This is a genomic window from Streptomyces sp. NPDC003247, assembly GCF_042888135.1.
Taxonomy (GTDB): Bacteria; Actinomycetota; Actinomycetes; order Streptomycetales; family Streptomycetaceae; genus Streptomyces.
This window is the reverse complement of record NZ_JBIAPF010000002.1, coordinates 755344-770948: the sequence shown is the minus strand read 5'-3', so window position 1 is coordinate 770948 and position 15605 is coordinate 755344. Positions and strand designations below refer to the sequence as shown.

The 15605-nt window shown below is 71.8% G+C and carries 16 protein-coding genes; 8 read left to right on the top strand and 8 right to left on the bottom strand.

Annotation, left to right across the window (positions count from 1 at the left end):
- The first annotated feature begins 67 nt into the window (after nt 1–67).
- Nucleotides 68–952 carry an alpha/beta fold hydrolase gene (locus tag ACFYWQ_RS08430; RefSeq protein WP_389513989.1) on the top strand — a complete coding sequence of 295 codons (885 nt, stop codon included), beginning with the start codon at nt 68–70 and terminating at the stop codon, nt 950–952.
- A gap of 111 nt (nt 953–1063) precedes the next feature.
- Here the strand turns inward: ACFYWQ_RS08430 and ACFYWQ_RS08425 are convergent, their stop codons facing one another.
- Complete coding sequence (locus tag ACFYWQ_RS08425) at nt 1064–1960, bottom strand: NYN domain-containing protein (RefSeq protein WP_389513987.1); 897 nt, start codon at nt 1958–1960, stop codon at nt 1064–1066.
- Between the two features lie 224 nt (nt 1961–2184).
- On the opposite strand from ACFYWQ_RS08425, the gene ACFYWQ_RS08420 reads away from it, so the two are divergent.
- A complete protein-coding gene (locus ACFYWQ_RS08420; RefSeq protein WP_007384531.1) occupies nt 2185–2337 on the top strand; it encodes a hypothetical protein in 153 nt (50 codons plus the stop codon).
- Nucleotides 2338–2445: 108 nt separating this feature from the next.
- On the opposite strand, the gene ACFYWQ_RS08415 is transcribed toward ACFYWQ_RS08420, so the two are convergent.
- From ACFYWQ_RS08415 to ACFYWQ_RS08405, 3 genes are all read right to left on the bottom strand, one after another.
- Entirely contained in the window at nt 2446–3051 is a 606-nt protein-coding gene (locus tag ACFYWQ_RS08415) for a MarC family protein (RefSeq protein WP_389513985.1), read from the bottom strand.
- 263 nt (nt 3052–3314) lie between these two features.
- Entirely contained in the window at nt 3315–4172 is an 858-nt protein-coding gene (locus tag ACFYWQ_RS08410) for a PHP domain-containing protein (protein ID WP_389513983.1), read from the bottom strand.
- Nucleotides 4173–4280: 108 nt separating this feature from the next.
- On the bottom strand, nt 4281–4922 hold the full coding sequence (locus ACFYWQ_RS08405; RefSeq protein WP_389513982.1) for a DUF6758 family protein: 642 nt from the start codon (nt 4920–4922) through the stop codon (nt 4281–4283).
- A 180-nt stretch (nt 4923–5102) separates the two neighbouring features.
- Between ACFYWQ_RS08405 and ACFYWQ_RS08400 the strand changes: the two genes are divergently transcribed.
- The gene (locus tag ACFYWQ_RS08400; protein ID WP_389513980.1) at nt 5103–6368 is read left to right on the top strand and encodes an MFS transporter; all 1266 of its coding nucleotides are present in this window, start codon (nt 5103–5105) and stop codon (nt 6366–6368) included.
- A gap of 235 nt (nt 6369–6603) precedes the next feature.
- On the opposite strand, the gene ACFYWQ_RS08395 is transcribed toward ACFYWQ_RS08400, so the two are convergent.
- A complete protein-coding gene (locus ACFYWQ_RS08395) occupies nt 6604–7188 on the bottom strand; it encodes a suppressor of fused domain protein (protein ID WP_389513977.1) in 585 nt (194 codons plus the stop codon).
- Between the two features lie 502 nt (nt 7189–7690).
- Between ACFYWQ_RS08395 and ACFYWQ_RS08390 the strand changes: the two genes are divergently transcribed.
- Both ACFYWQ_RS08390 and ACFYWQ_RS08385 read left to right on the top strand, forming a co-directional pair.
- Nucleotides 7691–8806, top strand: a complete 1116-nt coding sequence (locus ACFYWQ_RS08390) for a magnesium and cobalt transport protein CorA (protein ID WP_389513976.1) — start codon at nt 7691–7693, stop codon at nt 8804–8806.
- A 23-nt stretch (nt 8807–8829) separates the two neighbouring features.
- Complete coding sequence (locus ACFYWQ_RS08385) at nt 8830–9348, top strand: hypothetical protein (protein ID WP_389513973.1); 519 nt, start codon at nt 8830–8832, stop codon at nt 9346–9348.
- A gap of 696 nt (nt 9349–10044) precedes the next feature.
- On the opposite strand, the gene ACFYWQ_RS08380 is transcribed toward ACFYWQ_RS08385, so the two are convergent.
- Nucleotides 10045–10797 (bottom strand): hypothetical protein, encoded by a 753-nt coding sequence (locus ACFYWQ_RS08380; protein ID WP_389513971.1) that lies wholly within the window; start codon nt 10795–10797, stop codon nt 10045–10047.
- A 203-nt stretch (nt 10798–11000) separates the two neighbouring features.
- Between ACFYWQ_RS08380 and ACFYWQ_RS08375 the strand changes: the two genes are divergently transcribed.
- Genes ACFYWQ_RS08375 through ACFYWQ_RS08365 form a run of 3 tightly spaced genes read left to right on the top strand, consistent with a single transcriptional unit; the run spans nt 11001 to nt 14080 of the window.
- Complete coding sequence (locus tag ACFYWQ_RS08375; RefSeq protein ID WP_389513969.1) at nt 11001–12290, top strand: magnesium transporter MgtE N-terminal domain-containing protein; 1290 nt, start codon at nt 11001–11003, stop codon at nt 12288–12290.
- Complete coding sequence (locus tag ACFYWQ_RS08370) at nt 12274–12903, top strand: DUF1003 domain-containing protein (RefSeq protein WP_389513967.1); 630 nt, start codon at nt 12274–12276, stop codon at nt 12901–12903. The genes ACFYWQ_RS08375 and ACFYWQ_RS08370 overlap by 17 nt, the downstream gene beginning before the upstream one ends.
- A 43-nt stretch (nt 12904–12946) precedes the next feature.
- Nucleotides 12947–14080, top strand: coding sequence for an Mrp/NBP35 family ATP-binding protein (locus ACFYWQ_RS08365; protein ID WP_389513965.1), 1134 nt, complete (start codon nt 12947–12949; stop codon nt 14078–14080).
- A gap of 132 nt (nt 14081–14212) precedes the next feature.
- On the opposite strand, the gene ACFYWQ_RS08360 is transcribed toward ACFYWQ_RS08365, so the two are convergent.
- Both ACFYWQ_RS08360 and ACFYWQ_RS08355 read right to left on the bottom strand, forming a co-directional pair.
- On the bottom strand, nt 14213–14872 hold the full coding sequence (locus ACFYWQ_RS08360; RefSeq protein WP_389513963.1) for a hypothetical protein: 660 nt from the start codon (nt 14870–14872) through the stop codon (nt 14213–14215).
- 182 nt (nt 14873–15054) lie between these two features.
- Entirely contained in the window at nt 15055–15528 is a 474-nt protein-coding gene (locus ACFYWQ_RS08355) for a sec-independent translocase (RefSeq protein ID WP_389513961.1), read from the bottom strand.
- Nucleotides 15529–15605: the final 77 nt, after the last annotated feature.

The window sequence follows — 15605 nt, the reverse complement described above, 5'->3', positions numbered from 1 at the left end:
GTCGGCGTTCCGCACGACACCGGGCACCGGGAACCGCCCCGGCCCACCCGCCCGATAACCTCGCTCCGTGACCACGCCGATCAGCTTCACGCCCCCTCCCGGCGCCCGCGCCCACCGCCTGCGCACCGCGCGCGGTGAGTTCGCCGTCGTCGACGCGCCCGTGGCCGCCGGGGTCGAGCCCCGGGGGGTCGCGCTGCTGGTGCCCGGGTTCACTGGCAGCAAGGAGGACTTCCACCTCCTGCACGAGCCCCTCGCGGCGCGCGGGTACCGTACCGTCGCCGTCGACGGGCGCGGACAGAACGAGTCGGACGGTCCCGCGCACGACGAAGCGCCCTACGCGCAGGAGGAGTTGGCGCGGGACGTGCTGGCCCAGGCGGCCGCCCTCGACACGCCCGTCCACCTCGTCGGGCACTCCCTGGGCGGACAGATCGCCCGGGCCGCCGTCCTTCTGGACCACTCCCCCTTCGTCTCGTTCACCCTGCTCTCCTCGGGCCCGGCCAGGATCTCCCCGGCCCAGCAGCAACGCGTGCGACTGCTGCACGAGGCGCTCGCGGTGCTGACGATGTCCGAGGTGTGGGAGGCCATCCTGGCGATGGGCCCGCCGGAGGAGGTCGGCGGGCCGGCCCGCGGCCTCGGGGGCCTCGCCCTGCTGCGACGGCGCTGGCTGAACCACAAGCCCGCGCAACTCCTCGTCACCGGACGCCAGTTGACCGTCGAGCCGGACCGCGTCGACGAACTCGCCGCCGTCCCGCTGCCGTTCCACGTCCTGTCGGGGGCCCACGACGACACCTGGCCGGTGACGGTCCTCGACGACATGGCCGTACGGCTGGGTGCGCACCGGACGGTCGTCCCGGACGCGGAGCACTCGCCGAACATGGACCAGCCTCTGCCCACGGCCCACGGCCTCGCGGATTTCTGGGACAAGGCCCACCAGGACCGGGACGATCTCTAGCCGCCAGTCCTGCCGACGCCACTGACCCTGCCGACGCCACTGACCCTGCCGACACCACTGGTACCACTGGTCCCGTCGGCACAGCCGGTCCCGCCAGTACAGCCGGTCCCGCTAGTACTGCGTCTGAAGGTGCTCCCAAAATCCGTCCCGCAGCGCGCGCCGCAGGTCCGCCTGGCCGCGCAGGGAGTACTGAAGGAGCCCCTCCGCCTCGACCAGGAGGTCCTGGTCGACGGAGCCGGGCAGGTAGGGGTGGCCGGGCAGCAGTTCCCCGAGGGACTCCCTGCCCCGCGCCGCCAGCCACTTGGCGGCGATCTGCGCGCCGACGAAGCGGACGTCCTCGCGGGTGGGCCGGGCCGCGCCGGCCGGCTCGTAGGCGGTGGTGGTACGCCGTGAGACGTACGGCTTGAAGAAGTCGAGGTCGAGGGTGCGCTGGCTGTCGACCTCCCAGAGCAGCGGCTCCGCCTGGTTGCGGCCCTCCGGGGCCTCGATGCCCCAGAGGTGGACGCGGGCGCCGTAGCCCTGGGCCGCCTCCACCGCCGACACCAGGTCCTCGTCGCCGCCGAGGAGGGCCGCGTCACTGATGGCGCGGTGCCGGGCGAGGGACTCCAGGTCGGAGCGGATCAGGGAATCGACGCCCTTCTGCTGATTGTTGGCGTTGAGGTTGCCCAGGCGGACCTTGACGTCCGGGAGTTCGGCGATGGACTGCTGTTCGGCGGTGTGGATGCGGCGCCGGGCGCCGTCGTACCAGTAGACCCGCAGCAGCCGGCTGTCCGCGAAGATGGTCCGCGCCCGGTCGATGAGCGCCTCGATCAGGCCCTCGGCGTCCAGGTCGAAGGCCCGGCGGTCCTCGGTCCCCGCGATGAGCCGGCCCGCGGCCGCGTACAGGTACCCCGCGTCGACGAAGATCGCATGGGTCGAGGGTGTCTTCGCCACCTCGGCGAGCATGCGGTTCAGCAGCTCGTTCGTGCGGTCGATGCGGGCGGCGAGGGCCGGGAGGTCGTCGTTCATCACCTCCATTCTCCCGGCGGTCACGCTGCGAACACAACCGGTCCCGTTCGGTCCATGACGCTCTCTTACTCGTTAGTAATTAGTCGTTCGAAAAATTTCTTTAGCGTAGGGAATGTTTGTAACACGCACCGCGTTGAATACGAACGGACCAGGGGGCACCGTCGTCCCATGGGTCACTCACCAGTAGTTCTCCTCAGGAGGATGACCAGACGAAGGGAGAAGCCATGCGCTTCGAAATCATGCGACTCGACGACGTCGACGGCACGCCCGTGGACAGCACCGTCGTGGACGCCGCCTCCGTCAACCGGATCGTTCAGCAGGCCGCCGCCATAGGGCAGCGGCTGTGGATCCGCCCGGCCGACACCTCGGCCTCGTAACGCGCGGATCCCTCTTCACGCACTTCGGAGCCCCGTACGGCAGTCACTCGAATGCCGTACGGGGCTCCGTACGTTTTCCCGCGCCGGGCCGGCCCGGCGCGGCTCCGCTCAGTTCGCCCGGATCACCTGCGTGACCCCGTTGATGATCTGCTGCACGGCGATCGCGGAGAGCATCATGCCCGCGAGCCGTGTCACCAGCACCACACCGCCGTCCTTGATGACCCGGATGATCAGCAGCGAATAGCGCATCACCAGCCACAGCACCCCGTGGATGGCGAGGATCGCCGTCCACACCGACAGCTGCGTGGCGGCGCTGTCGGCTTTCTGCACGGCCAGGATCACCGACACGATCGCACCCGGACCGGCGAGCAGCGGCATGCCCAGCGGGACGAGCGCGACGTTGACGTCCTTGGTCTGCTTCGGCTCGTCGGTCTTGCCGGTCAGCAGGTCCAGTGCGATCAGCAGGAGCAGCAGCCCGCCCGCGATCATCAGCGCGGGCACGGACACATGCAGGTAGGCGAGGATCTGGTGCCCCAGGAGGCCGAACACGGCGATCACCCCGCCGGCCACGCAGACGGCCTGGAAGGCCATCCGCTTCTGGACGGCGGCCGGGCGCCCGGCGGTCAGCGCGAGGAAGACGGGGGTGATCCCGGGGGGATCCATGATGACGAACAGGGTGAGGAAGAGGGAGCCGAAGACGGCGAGGTCGAACATCGGTACAAGGCCTTGCGGAAACGGCGCGCACACGCGCGAAAGTACGGAAAGGGGGTGGGAGCGCCGGGAGGACGGCGCGGGGCACGGTCACGGGACCGTGGAGGGTGAGCGAGTCCGGACGGAACGAGCAAGTCCGGGACGGCGGGAACGGCCAGGACGGTGCGGCGAACGCGGGCGGGACGGTGGACGGCGAACGCAGGACGGCGCGGCGGACGCCGGACGATGGACGCCGGACGCCGAACGGACGGAGCCGGCCCCGAGCCTCAGGCCCCGCCGGTCCCCGGCACCGGGAACGCCCCCGTGGCGCGCCGGGTGATCTCCCCGTAGATCTCGGGGTCGGTCGTGTACTCGCCGAGCACACAGGTCTTCCGGCTGCCGTGGTAGTCGCTGGAACCGGTCACCAGCAGACCCAGTTCACCGGCGAGCCCCCGCAGCCGCGCGCGGGTGTCCGCGTCGTGGTCCATGTGGTCGACCTCGATGCCGTCGAGGCCGGCGGCGGCCATGTCGGCGATCGCGGACTCCGGCACCGTACGGCCCCGCTTGCTCGCGCCCGGGTGCGCGAAGACCGTCACCCCACCCGCGGCCTTGACCAGGCGGATCGCCTCGAAGGGGTCGGTCTCGTGCTTCTCGACGAAGGCCCGGCCGCCGTCGGCCAGCCAGTCCTGCGTGAACGCGTCGCCCACGGTCGGGACGACGCCGAGCTCCACCAGCGCCGTGGCGACGTGCGGCCGTCCGACGGACCCGTCTCCGGCGATGCGCGCGACCTGCTCCCAGGTGACGGGCACGCCCAGCTCGTTCAGCTTGGTGATCATGCCCCGGGCGCGCGGCACCCGGTCGTCGCGCACGAGCTCCCGCTCGGCGAGCAGCCCGGGCTCCTCCGGGTCGAACAGGTAGGCCAGCATGTGCATGCTGATGCCGTCGACACGGCAGGACAGTTCGGCGCCGGTGACGAGGGTGAGCCCCTCCGGCAGCGCGGCGACCGCCTCGGCGTACCCACGCGTGGTGTCGTGGTCGGTGAGGGCGACGACGTCCAGGCCGGCCGCGGCGGCGTTGCGCACCAGCTCGGCCGGGGTGTCCGTGCCGTCGGAGGCCGTGGAGTGGCAGTGCAGGTCGATACGCACGACGCGGGCTCCAGGCGGTGACGGGGCGGAAGGGGACGCTCCAGCATAACCGCACCTCGCAGGCCCCTGTCACACCTGCACCCCGGAGGCACCCCCTACAGCCAGCCCCTAGGGTTTCAACAGCCGCGGCGACAGCGCGCCGCACGGCACCAGCTCTATCTCCGCGCCCGCGTCCCGCAGGTCCGTCAGCACCAGCTCGTCGTACATCAGGAGCCCGGACTGCTCGGGCCACGCCACCGCCCACAGCCACAGCCCGCGCGCCTCGCCCGCGAAGACCGCCCGGTCGTCGGGGGAGCCGGAGACGTGCCAGAGCGGGGTCGGGCGGCCGGCGGCGAGCACCTTGGCCTGGGGCGGCTTCTCGACGTCCAGATACGGGCCGGGGTCCGGCCCGTCGATGCCGGCGTACCGCGCGCCGAGACCGACACCGAGCTCCTCGGCGACGAGGATCAGCTCGCCCACCCCTCCGAGCGGGCCGGGACCGGAGCAGGCCACGGCGGAGGCCCGGCCGCCGCTGCGGTCGTCACCGGCGTACGCCACGCCCGTGAACAGCCAGCCGACCGGCAGCGGCCACGGCATCCACACCGGCACCTGGGTGCGGTGGACGACGACACTGAGAGCCTCGACGCTGGGCGGGATCACGGGCTGCAGCGGATGCACCGTCCCGTGCACATCGCACTGCCAGGAATCGGCGAAGAGACCGGGAGCCCTGACCCGGCCACCACACTTCGGGCAACTGGGTTCGCCCCTCATAGAGCCCCACGGTCCTACCCCGTTCCCTCCACGTCAAGGACGATCACCCGTCCGGACGGAAGCCGGGGCACGGGTGGCGGCACCCTCCACCCCCAGAGATAGATGTAGTTTGCATTAATTAGAGTCGCTAACTTACTATGTGCATACACCAACCATCCATCTCCCGGGATTGGAGCAGGCATGGACCCCTTCGACACGGGCTCCGCCGCCGACACCGGAGCCGACACCGGAGCCCGCACCGAAGCCGGCGGCATACTGCGGCAGCCCAAGGCGGTGTGGGCGACCGCCGGCGCGTCCGTCGTCGCCTTCATGGGCATCGGACTGGTCGACCCGATCCTGCCGTCCATCGCCCAGGGCCTGGACGCCACGGCCGGCCAGGTCTCCCTCCTCTTCACGTCCTACTTCCTCATCACCGCCTTCGCGATGCTGCTGACCGGCTTCGTCTCCAGCCGCATCGGCGGCCGCAAGACCCTGCTGCTGGGCCTCGCCCTCGTCGTGGTCTTCGCGGGCCTGTCCGGCACCTCGGACACGGTCGGCCAGCTCGTCGGCTACCGCGCCGGCTGGGGCCTGGGCAACGCCCTGTTCGTCTCCACCGCCCTCGCCGTCATCGTCGGCGCGGCGGCGGGCGGCAGCGCGGCCGCGATCCTGCTGTACGAGTCCGCCCTGGGCCTCGGCATGGCGTGCGGACCGCTGCTGGGCGCGCTGCTCGGCGACGCGAGCTGGCGCTACCCCTTCTTCGGCACCGCGGTCCTGATGGCGATCGGCTTCCTGTGCATCACGGCGTTCCTGAAGGAGCAGCCGCGGCCGGCCCGCCGGACCTCCCTCCTCGACCCGATCCGGGCCCTCGGCCACGGCGGTCTCGCCTCGGCGGCCGTGTCGGCGTTCTTCTACAACTACACGTTCTTCACCGTGCTGGCCTTCACCCCGTTCGTGCTGAACATGACGCCGTACAAGTCGGGGGCGGTGTTCTTCGCCTGGGGTGTGCTGCTCGCCGTCTTCTCCGTCGTCGTGGCACCGCGCCTGCAGAAGCGGTTCGGCTCGCTGAAGGTGCTCGGCGGCTCCCTGGTGCTGCTCGCCGCCGACGTGCTGGTCCTCGGCTACGGCGGCCACACCGCGGCCGTCGTCTGCACGATCCTGTCCGGCGCCTTCATCGGCGTGAACAACACCGTGTACACGGAGCTCGCCCTGGGCGTGTCGGACGCACCGCGCCCGGTGGCGAGCGCGGGCTACAACTTCGTGCGGTGGTTCGCGGCGGCGGCCGCTCCCTACTTCGCGCCCAAGATCGAGGAGTGGACCGACGTCCACGTCCCGTTCGTCGTGGCGGCGCTCACCGCGGCCGCCGGTGCGCTGGTGGTCGTCGTACGGCGCGGGGCGCTGGAGCACGACGCGGAAGAACTCGCGCCGCGGCACGCCACGGAGGACGGCGTCACCGTCTTCGCCGACTGAGCCGGCGACGGGCGTCACCGTCCTCACGGACCTGACCGGCCGACCGAAGCAGTGAAGGGCGTCACCGTCCTCGCGGACCTGACCGGCCGACCGAACCGGTGAAGGGCGTCACCGCCTTCGCCTGCCGAACCGGCCGGCCTAACCGGTGAAGGGGGCCACCGTCTTCGCCGACCGAGCCGGCGTCCGGTCAACCGGCGCTCGGCCCGAGCCGGTTGGTGACCTTGCTCACGTGCCGTCAGTCCAGCGGGACGGGCCGGCGGGACGGATCCCGCAGGTCCGTCCCGTGCGTGAGCCAGCGCTCCTGGAGGGCCTGGGCGCCGTGCACGCGCTTCCAGGCGGCCTCGTTCGGCGTCATCGGCAGCAGCGGCAGGAAGCGGACCGGGTCGAGGGGCTCGTCGAGGTCCAGGTCCTCGACCAGACCGCCAGGCTCGGCGACCAGCACCGAGGTGAACGGCGCGCCGGGCCACAGGGGTTCACCGACGTCGAGGGAGGCGCCGGGGGCCACGACCACACCCTCGACCTGCGGGGACGCGGCGAGCACGGCGAGCGGGCGGAGCACCTTGTCGGTGTCGGCGAGACCGCCGCGCACGGACAGGAGCAACTCGGCGCGCGGCCCCCGGACCGGGTCGGCGACCATCGCGGTGGGGTCGCCCATCGGCTGCGCGGACATGCCGAGTGTGGCGTAGCGCACGATGTCCCCCTCGTGGAAGCGCAGCACCTCGACGCGGTCCGTACCGAGGAAGGTGACCGCGGCGCGGGCGTCCGGCTCACCCAGCGCGGTACGCAACCGGGCCTCGACCAAAGGGAGAACATCCGTCATGCCGCGAGAATAGAACTCGTCAGTACCGGGCAAAGCAGCGCCTTGACACTTCCGTCGACTGGTACTCTTGCCCGGTGGTTCGGGGCAGCACGCAGAAGCGTCGCGATCAAGCCCCGACGCCGAAGGTACTCCCCTACGGGGGACCGGCTGGAGGAGGTGGGGCTGTCATGGATCGAAGTCGACCGTGCAGTACCACTCGCTCTTCCCGCCGCTGATGTAGCTCTGTGGCTCCGGCCGATCGCCGCCTCTCGCGCTCGCGTCTTCACACGGAAGAGCACTTCGTTTCGTTGTACCGGATCCGTCCGACCGGCCCTCAGGGTCCGATCGTGCTGGTCCTTCTGATCTGAAGCAGTAGCTGAATCAGTAGCGAAACCCGCCACCGCGACGGTGCGGTGCTCCCCGCTTTGTGGACGTGCCAAACATCTGGAGTCAGGACGTCCCCATTCCGGGTAGTTCCACCCGTCGTCGGCGCCTTTCGTTGCCCGTCGCGAAGGAGCCCGCCATGTCGATGATCCGCGACCTGCGTGCCGTGGTCCGCCCGTCCCGTCCCTCCCCGCGCAAGGACGGCCACGCCTACGACACCACCCGCGACCCCGCCACGCCCTCGGCCGTCGTCGACTGCGCCGTCTACCGCGACGGCGCCCGCGTCCACACCCCCGCGCCGCTCACCCCGCAGGAGGCGATGCGCCAGGTGCGGCGCGACGGCGGATTCGTGTGGATCGGGCTCCACGAGCCCACCGAGGCCGAGTTCGCGGGGATCGCCGGCGAGTTCGGGCTGCACCCGCTGGCCGTGGAGGACGCCGTCCAGGCCCACCAGCGGCCCAAGCTGGAGCGGTACGACGACTCCCTGTTCACGGTCTTCAAGACCATCCACTACGTCGAGCACGACCAGCTCGACGCCAACAGCGAGGTCGTCGAGACCGGCGAGGTCATGTGCTTCACCGGCAAGGACTTCTTCATCACCGTCCGGCACGGCGGACAGGGCTCGCTGCGCGGACTGCGCCGCCGCCTCCAGGACGACCCCGAGCTGCTCTCCAAGGGCCCCTCGGCCGTGCTGCACGCCATCGCCGACCATGTCGTCGACGGCTACATCGCGGTCGCCGACGCCGTCCAGGACGACATCGACGAGGTAGAGACCGAGGTCTTCTCGCCGGGCCGCAAGGGCGCCCCGCGCGGCACCGACGCCGGACGGATCTACCAACTCAAGCGCGAGGTACTGGAGTTCAAGCGCGCGGTCTCGCCGCTGCTGCGGCCGATGCAGCTGCTGAGCGAGCGGCCCATGCGGCTGGTCGACCCCGACATCCAGAAGTACTTCCGGGACGTCGCCGACCACCTCGCCCGCGTCCAGGAGCAGGTCATCGGCTTCGACGAGCTGCTCAACTCCATCCTCCAGGCCAACCTCGCGCAGGCGTCCGTCGCCCAGAACGAGGACATGCGCAAGATCACGTCCTGGGCGGCCATCATCGCCGTACCGACCATGGTCTGCGGGGTGTACGGCATGAACTTCGACTACATGCCGGAGACCCACTGGAAGTACGGCTACCCCGTGATCATGTCGGTCACGGTCGTCCTGTGCCTGGGCATCCACCGCACCCTGAAGCGCAACGGCTGGCTGTGACCGCGCCTGGATAGGGTGAGGCCATGACACGCGAGCTGCTCGACCAGGCCCTCGTCGAGGAGGCCACCAAGAAGTCCGGCCTCATCTGGGTCAAGGCGGCCGGTGAGCCGGCCGCGCGGGCGCTGTGGCACGTCTGGCACGAGGGCGCGGCCTGCCTGGTCGGTGACGGACCGGGCGAGCAGCCGCTGCCCGGCCTGGCCGACGGCGTGTCGGCCGAGGTGACCGTGCGCAGCAAGGACAAGGGCGGCCGGCTGGTCTCCTGGACCGCCCGGGTCGTCCAGCTCGCCCCCGGCACCGAGGCGTACGAGGCGGCCGTCGCCGACCTCAAGGGCAAGCGGCTGAACGCGCCCGACGGGGAGGCGATGACGGAGCGGTGGGCGGCCGAGTGCAGGGTGGTCCGCCTGGAGCCGACCGGGGGGACGGTGCCGCTGCCCGAGGGCTCCCTGGCCGAGGCCCCGCGGCCGTCGCCGGCCACGACCCGGCGCGAGATGCCCGCCGGCCTGCCGCGGCTGCTGCTGAAGAAGAAGCGCAAGAGGAAGTAGCCTCCGTCCAGCCGGGCACCCGGCGGCCGGGCACCGGCCCAGCACGGCCCGGCAGCCACCCGCCCCCGCCTCACCCCGCCCCGGCGTAGCGGCCCGAGCAGACCCCGACCGTCGCAGCCGACCCCAGCACAGTGGCCCGAGCAGACCCCGGCCGTTGCAGCCGACCCGGCGTAGTCGCACGAGCGGCCCCGACCGTCGCAGCCGACCCGGCCCGGCGCCCCTCGTAGGGTCCGGCCCGCCGCCGCAGCCCCCTCACGGCAGCCCGAGCAGCTGCCCGCGGCCGTCGCAGCCGCCCCTCGCGGTCGCCCGAGCCGATTCAGCCCTCGCGGCTGCCCCGGCCCGGCGTGGCCCGGGCGGACCCGGCCGTCACAGCCCCCCTCGCGGTCGCCCGCGCAGGTTCATCCCTCGCGGCTGCCCTCGCCCGGTGTGCCCGAGCAGACCCGGTCATCGCCGCCCCCGCGCGATGGCCCGAGCGGACCCGCACCCGCGGCCGCCCCGCGCGCGAGCCGGACCGGACCGCCCGCGCCCGGGCCAGACCGAACCGGACCGCCCGCGCCCGGGCCGGACCGAACCCGGCCAGGCCGGGCCAGGCCGGACCAAGCCGCCCGCGCGGTAGCCGGTCGGCGGCGGGACCCGCCCGCGCGGTCGGCCGCGCCGCCCGCACGTCCAGCCGCGCCGCCCGCCCGGCCGCGCCGCTCACGACGTGGGCAGTTCCTTGCCGTAGTCGACCGTCTCGCCCTTCGCCGGTTCCTTCAGGGTGAAGTCCTCGCCCCACGCCGAGAAGCTCAGCGTGCCGGCGTCGCCCGCGCGCACCAGGCGCAGCGGGTACGGCGTGCCCTCCAGGGAGACGTCCAGCGTGCCGCCGGAGCCGCCGCCCCCGGTGATGCGGACCGTGCGCTTGCCGGACTGCTCGTGGTACCCGTCCTTGCCCAGCGAGCCGTGCAGCGTCAGCAGGTCGCCGAGGAGCAGGTCCTTGTCCGTGAAGCCGCTGAACTTCTTGTACGAGGGGTCCCCGGACGGCACCTTCACGTACTTGCCGTCGAGCTTGTCCGCGGCCGCCGTGTCGGAGTCGCTGCCGGTCTCGCCGTCCTCGTTCTTCCAGAAGGCCGCGTCCGCCTTCAGGTACAGCTGCTCGTCGATCCGCAGCAGGTGGAAGGAGGCCCCCTCGGCGGTGACCGAGCCCGTGCCGCCGTCCGACTTCAGACGCATGTCGAGCTTGTACGACTTCCCGCCGGCGACCACGGTCCCGGACAGCCGCACCGTGTCGACCGCGGTCGCGGCCGCCTTCGTCTTCTTCTGGATACGGTCCGCCGACAGCTTGCCGACGCCGTTCGTGCCCGCGTCCGGGTCCTCGCTGCACCCCGTCACGCCCAGGCCCGTCACGACCAGTGCGCACATCGCGCTCACCAGTGTCCGGCGGTGGGTACGGCCCTGGGGCATCGCAGTCACAGAGACAACAGCCTTTCTGCGGGGGAGTCCTGAGCGGCGTACCGCAGCGTACCGGGGCTGTCCGGCGGCAGCGGAGCCAGTCCGTCCGGACCGCTCACCAGGGCGTACCCGATCGGGACGGGCTAGCCTGAAGCCCGCACGAGCGGGCATTTGCGAAAAGAGCACCACAGGTAACAACCACGGGCAACGAAGGAGGTGCGGCCATGGCCGCGGGCGTTCCCCGGATCTTCGTCTCGCACCTCTCCGGTGTCGCCGTCTTCGACCCCAACGGCGACCAGGTCGGCCGCGTACGCGACCTGGTGGTGATGCTGCGCGTCCGGCGCCGGCCGCCGAGACTGCTCGGGCTGGTCGTCGAACTGCCCACCCGCCGCCGTATCTTCCTGCCCATGACCCGGGTGACCAGCATCGAGTCCGGCCAGGTCATCACCACCGGCGTGCTCAACGTCCGCCGCTTCGAGCAGCGGCCCACCGAGCGCCTCGTCTTCGGGGAACTGCTCGACCGGCGCGTCACGCTGGCCGAGACCGGCGAGGAGGTCACCGTCCTCGACCTGTCCGTGCAGCAGCTGCCCGCCCGCCGGGACTGGGAGATCGACCGGGTCTTCGTGCAGAAGGGGAAGAGGTCGGGCGCCTTCCGGCGCGGCAGGGGCGAGAAGCTGACCGTGGAGTGGTCGGCGGTCTCCGGTTTCTCCCTGGAGGAGCACGGGCAGGGCGCGGAGAGCCTCCTCGCCACCTTCGAGCAGCTGCGCCCCGCCGACCTCGCCAACGTGCTGCACCACCTCTCCGCCAAGCGCCGCGCGGAGGTCGCCGCCGCCCTCGACGACGACCGTCTCGCCGACGTCCTGGAGGAACTCCCGGAGGACGACCAGATCGAGATCCTCGGCAAGCTCCAGGAGGAGCGGGCGGCGGACGTCCTGGAGGCCATGGACCCCGACGACGCCGCCGACCTGCTCGCCGAGCTGCCGGAGGCGGACAAGGAGCGGCTGCTGAGCCTGATGAAGCCCGACGACGCGGCCGACATGCGCCGCCTGATGTCGTACGAGGAGCACACGGCGGGCGGTCTGATGACGACCGAGCCGATCGTGCTGCGGCCCGACGCCACCGTCGCCGACGCCCTCGCGAGGGTCCGCAACCGCGACCTCTCCCCCGCCCTCGCCGCCCAGGTCTACGTCTGCCGCCCGCCCGACGAGACCCCCACCGGCAAGTACCTCGGGACGGTCCACTTCCAGCGCCTGCTGCGCGACCCGCCCTACACCCTGGTCAGCTCCCTCCTCGACGACGACCTCCTGCCGCTGGAGCCGGACGCGGCGCTGCCCGTGGTCGCCGGGTTCTTCGCGACGTACGACATGGTCGCGGCGCCCGTCGTGGACGAGGCGGGGGCGTTGCTGGGCGCGGTGACCGTGGACGACGTGCTGGACCACCTGCTGCCGGAGGACTGGCGGGAGACGGAGTTCCACCTGGGCGACGGGGAGGCGACCGATGGTCCCCGAGCGTGAGGGCGGCCGCGTCGAGCGCACCCCGGCCGGTGCCACCGCCACGGGCCGGCCGGCGGCGACCGGTGCCACCGCGGCCGGCCGCCCCCGGGCCCGGCTGGACCAGCCGCGCCCGCCCCGGCGGCGCATCGTGCCCGAGTGGGACCCGGAGGCCTTCGGGCGGCTGTCGGAGCGCATCGCCCGGTTCCTGGGCACCGGACGGTTCATCGTCTGGATGACGATCGTCATCATCCTGTGGGTGGTGTGGAACGTCTCCGTCCCCCACGACCTGCGCTTCGACGAGTACCCGTTCATCTTCCTGACCCTGATGCTGTCCCTCCAGGCGTCCTACGCGGCCCCGCTGATCCTGCTCGCGCAGAACCGGCAGGACGACCGCGACCGGGTCAACCTGGAGCAGGACCGCAAACAGAACGAGCGGTCGATCGCGGACACCGAGTACCTCACCCGGGAGATCGCCGCCCTGCGCATCGGCCTCGGCGAGGTCGCCACCCGGGACTGGATCCGCTCCGAGCTCCAGGACGTGCTCAAGGAACTGGAGGACCGCCGGGACGGCCACGGCGTATTCCCGGCAGTCGCGGCAGAACGGTCGCGCGGACGTGACGTAGACGACCGCTGACGGGCATCCCGGGGCGCCCGCGGCGCGCCGTACCATCGTCTCTATGGCTACGGAAGACGCGGTGCGCGAAGCACTGGCGACGGTGAACGACCCCGAGATCAACCGCCCCATCACCGAGCTGGGGATGGTCAAGTCGGTGGAGATCGGCGCGGACGGAGCGGTCGCGGTCACCGTGTACCTGACGGTCTCCGGCTGCCCGATGCGCGACACGATCACGCAGCGCGTCACCGAGGCGGTCTCCCGGGTCGAGGGCGTCACCCGGGTCGACGTCACGCTCGACGTGATGAGCGACGAGCAGCGCAAGGAGCTCGCCACCGCCCTGCGCGGCGGCCAGACCGAGCGCGAGGTCCCCTTCGCCAAGCCCGGCTCACTGACGCGCGTGTACGCGGTCGCCTCCGGCAAGGGCGGTGTCGGCAAGTCGTCGGTGACGGTGAACCTGGCGGCGGCGATGGCGGCCGACGGCCTGAAGGTCGGTGTGGTCGACGCCGACATCTACGGCCACAGCGTGCCGCGCATGCTGGGCGCCGACGGCCGTCCCACCCAGGTCGAGAACATGATCATGCCGCCGTCCGCGAACGGCGTGAAGGTCATCTCCATCGGCATGTTCACCCCGGGCAACGCCCCCGTGGTGTGGCGCGGTCCGATGCTCCACCGGGCGCTCCAGCAGTTCCTCGCCGACGTGTACTGGGGTGACCTGGACGTCCTCCTGCTGGACCTGCCGCCCGGCACCGGCGACATCGCCATCTCGGTGGCCCAGCTGGTCCCGAACGCCGAGATCCTGGTCGTGACGACGCCTCAGCAGGCCGCCGCCGAGGTGGCCGAGCGGGCCGGTTCCATCGCCGTACAGACCCACCAGAAGATCGTCGGCGTGGTGGAGAACATGTCCGGCCTGCCCTGCCCGCACTGCGGCGAGATGGTCGACGTGTTCGGCACGGGCGGCGGCCAGCTCGTCGCCGACGGCCTGACCCGCACGACGGGCGCCTCCGTCCCCGTCCTCGGCAGCATCCCCATCGACGTCCGCCTCCGCGAGGGCGGCGACGAGGGCAGGCCGGTCGTGCTGACCGACCCGGGCTCCCCGGCGGGCTCGGCCCTGCGGGCGATCGCGGGGAAGCTGGGGGGACGCCAGCGCGGACTGTCGGGGCTGTCCCTGGGAATCACCCCGAGGAACAAGTTCTAGGACCCCTACGACGTCGGGGCGCCGTCCTGCGCGGACGGCGCCCCGTTGTCGTGCGCGGACGGCGCCCCGGTCTCGTGAACGGAGAGTGCCCCGGTCTCGTGCGCGGACGGCGCCCCGGTCTCGTGCGCGGGGTCAGGCGTAGGTGGTGATGTCCTTGATGACGGCGAAGCCGAGCCCGTACGCGCTCATCCCTCTCCCGTACGCCCCCACGTGCACCCCTTCCTCCGTCGAGCCGGCCAGGACCCAGCCGAACTCGGACTCGCGGTAGTGGAACGGGGTCGGCACTCCGTCGACCGGGAGGGACAGCGTGGACCAGTCCGGGCCGGAGAGGTCGTCGGCCAGGACCCACGCGGTCTCGGTCTGCTGCTCCAGCCAGTCGTCGCGCAGGCTGTGGTCCATCTGGCCGGGCCAGGTGAAGGACAGCAGCCCCACTCCGGCGAGCCAGGCCGCGGAGGAGACCGACGTGGCCTCCAGCAGCCCCGTGCCGTCGGCGCTCCTGCGCGACGGGCTCGCGGCGACGGTCACCACGACCGCGAACTTCCCGCGGTCCTCGCCCGCCGTCTCGTGCCGCACGGAGGGCTCGTCACCGTGCCCGGTGGAACCGTGCTCGACGGCCCCGTCGGCGGCCGTGCCGACCTGCATGAGCCAGCGCGGTCCCGTGAAGGCCTCGTCGAGGCCGTACCACGGGAAGGGTGCCTCCAGGTAGCCGTCGACCGTGCGCCGGGCGGAGCGGACCTGCTGTCCATCCTCCGCGGCCGGCGCCTCAGCGACTGCCCGACTCGTCGTCTCCATGTGCCCGGACGCCTCCTCGATCTCGGCGGACCGACCCGGCCCGCCCCCCTTCGGGCGGCGTTTCCCCCTGGGGGGTCCGGTCCGCACAACAACCAGGCAGCATAGCCACCCCGCTGCCGACTGTCGGGAAGCCGCCCGGCGCGTGAGGCGTGCGCCCCCTCACACCGGGGGGCGCGTGGGGCTCAGGTGGCGTCCGCGTCGAAGGGCGGGCGGTCGTCCTTGGCCGGCTCCTCGGGCTTCTTCACCATGTCGACGCGGCCGCCGGACGAACCCGACGAGGAGGCCGACGACGAAGAGCCCGACGACGAGGAGGCCGACGACGAGGAGTCGCTGTCGCGCCCGTGGACCGCGTCCGTGACCTCGGCCATCTCCTTCTTCAGGTCGAAGCCGTTGCGGATCTCCTTCAGCCCCAGGTCCTCGTTGTCCAGCTGCTTGCGGATGAACGTCTTGGGGTTGAGATCCTCGAACTCGAAGTCCTTGAACTCCGGGCCGAGCTCCTGACGGATGTCGTGCTTGGCGCTCTCCGAGAACTCACGGATCTTCCGCACCGTGCGCATCACGTCCTGGATGACCTTCGGGAGCTTGTCCGGACCGAAGACGAGCACGGCCAGGACGACGATCGTCACCAGCTCGAGCGCACCTATGTCATTGAACACCTGAAGCTCCTTGCGATGTCCGCGGTCCTCGGCCCTCGGTGGTCGGTTCGGGTCTTCCGTGGTCCGGGCCGGGACCA

Excerpts from the sequence above, each read along its gene's own strand:
- ACFYWQ_RS08425 (WP_389513987.1), bottom strand. The coding sequence starts at position 1,960 with ATGAACGACGACCTCCCGGCCCTCGCCGCCCGCATCGACCGCACGAAC.
- ACFYWQ_RS08420 (WP_007384531.1), top strand. The coding sequence starts at position 2,185 with ATGCGCTTCGAAATCATGCGACTCGACGACGTCGACGGCACGCCCGTG.
- ACFYWQ_RS08415 (WP_389513985.1), bottom strand. The coding sequence starts at position 3,051 with ATGTTCGACCTCGCCGTCTTCGGCTCCCTCTTCCTCACCCTGTTCGTC.
- ACFYWQ_RS08405 (WP_389513982.1), bottom strand. The coding sequence starts at position 4,922 with ATGAGGGGCGAACCCAGTTGCCCGAAGTGTGGTGGCCGGGTCAGGGCT.
- ACFYWQ_RS08400 (WP_389513980.1), top strand. The coding sequence starts at position 5,103 with ATGGACCCCTTCGACACGGGCTCCGCCGCCGACACCGGAGCCGACACC.
- ACFYWQ_RS08395 (WP_389513977.1), bottom strand. The coding sequence starts at position 7,188 with ATGACGGATGTTCTCCCTTTGGTCGAGGCCCGGTTGCGTACCGCGCTG.
- ACFYWQ_RS08390 (WP_389513976.1), top strand. The coding sequence starts at position 7,691 with ATGTCGATGATCCGCGACCTGCGTGCCGTGGTCCGCCCGTCCCGTCCC.
- ACFYWQ_RS08385 (WP_389513973.1), top strand. The coding sequence starts at position 8,830 with ATGACACGCGAGCTGCTCGACCAGGCCCTCGTCGAGGAGGCCACCAAG.
- ACFYWQ_RS08375 (WP_389513969.1), top strand. The coding sequence starts at position 11,001 with ATGGCCGCGGGCGTTCCCCGGATCTTCGTCTCGCACCTCTCCGGTGTC.
- ACFYWQ_RS08370 (WP_389513967.1), top strand. The coding sequence starts at position 12,274 with ATGGTCCCCGAGCGTGAGGGCGGCCGCGTCGAGCGCACCCCGGCCGGT.
- ACFYWQ_RS08365 (WP_389513965.1), top strand. The coding sequence starts at position 12,947 with ATGGCTACGGAAGACGCGGTGCGCGAAGCACTGGCGACGGTGAACGAC.
- ACFYWQ_RS08360 (WP_389513963.1), bottom strand. The coding sequence starts at position 14,872 with ATGGAGACGACGAGTCGGGCAGTCGCTGAGGCGCCGGCCGCGGAGGAT.